This is a genomic window from Kytococcus sp. HMSC28H12, assembly GCF_001816045.1.
GTDB classification, from domain to species: Bacteria; Actinomycetota; Actinomycetes; order Actinomycetales; family Dermatophilaceae; genus Kytococcus; species Kytococcus schroeteri.
On the sequence record NZ_KV824464.1, the window covers coordinates 1 to 1,459 of the forward strand.

Genomic DNA, 1,459 nt, shown 5'->3' on the forward strand with positions numbered 1-1,459 from the left:
GGGCCACCACGGCCCCCGCGGTGCGCGGGGCGCGGCGGGGCCAGCATGCGGCGCAGGCGTGCCTCGTCGATCGGCTCGCGCACCGAGCTGTCGGCGCCGGTGATGGCCGTCAGCTCGGCGGTTCCGGGCTGCATCGCCTCCGGGGAGGCGTCCACGCCCGCGGAGTCCATGAGCCGCTGCACGGAGCGCTTCTGGTGCGGCAGGGCCAGGGTCACCACCACGCCCTTGCCACCGGCGCGCGCGGTGCGCCCGGCACGGTGCAGGTAGTCCTTGTGGTCGGCCGGCGGGTCCACCTGCAGCACCAGCGAGACGTCGTCCACGTGGATGCCGCGGGCGGCCACGTCGGTGGCCACCAGCACGGGCAGCCCGCCGTCCTTGAAGGCCGCCAGCACACGGTTGCGCTGCGCCTGGTTGAGCCCACCGTGCAGGGCCGCGGCGAACACCCCGGCCTCGCGCAGCTGCAGGGCCACGCGGTCGGCCCCCAGCTTGGTGCGCACGAAGACCACGGTGCGGCCGTCGCGGGCGCTGATCTCGTTGGTGATCGGCTTCTTGTGCTGCGGCTGCACCAGGAACACACGGTGCTCCATGGTGGTCACGGCCGCCTGGGCGTCGTCGGTGGAGTGCGTCACCGGGTCCACCAGGTAGTTCTCCACCAGCTGGTCGATGCCGTGGTCCAGCGTGGCGCTGAACAGCATCCGCTGACCACCCGAGGGCATGAGGTCCATGATCTGGGTGACCTCGGGCAGGAAGCCCATCTCGGCCATGTGGTCGGCCTCGTCGAGCACGGCGATCTCCACGGCCGAGAGGTCCGCGGCGCCCTTCTCGATGAGGTCGATGAGGCGGCCGGGCGTGGCGATGAGTACGTCCAGCCCCCGCTCCAGGGCGGAGATCTGCGGCGGGTACGGCAGGCCGCCCGCCACCAGCTTGTGCTTGAGACCGGTCACGTGGCAGAAGGGCTGCAGCGCGTCCGAGACCTGCATGGCCAGCTCACGCGTGGGCGTGAGGATGACCGCGCGGGGCTTGTTGCGCTGCGCGCTGCCGCCCTGCAGGCGGGCGATGGTGGGCAGACCGAACGCGAGGGTCTTGCCCGATCCCGTGCGGCCACGGCCCAGCAGGTCACGACCGGCCAGCGAGTCCGGCAGCGTGGCGGCCTGGATGGGGAACGCGGTCTGGATGCCGTCGCGGGCCAGACGCTCCACGAGCACCGCGGGCACGCCCAGCTCGGCGAAGGTGGGGCCGGGCTTCTCCGCCGGGGCCTCCTCGGCCTGCACGCTCTCGGCCTGCGGGGCCTCGACCGCCGGCGCGACCTCGGGGGTCACCTCGGCGACGACACGCTCCTGCTGCACCGGCTCCGGCTGCTCGACACGCTCCGGGTGCCGGTCGCGCCGGCCGAAGCGGTCGTCATGGCGCGGCGGGCGGTCCTCCCACCGGCGCTGACGCTCCACGTGCGGCGTGCGCT

The 1,459-nt window shown here is 73.7% G+C and carries 1 protein-coding gene; it reads right to left on the reverse strand.

The window, feature by feature from the left end; all coding sequences use genetic code 11:
- Nucleotides 1-1,459 (reverse strand): DEAD/DEAH box helicase (locus HMPREF3099_RS06325; RefSeq protein WP_237769771.1); only part of this gene is annotated, 1,459 nt, incomplete at both ends.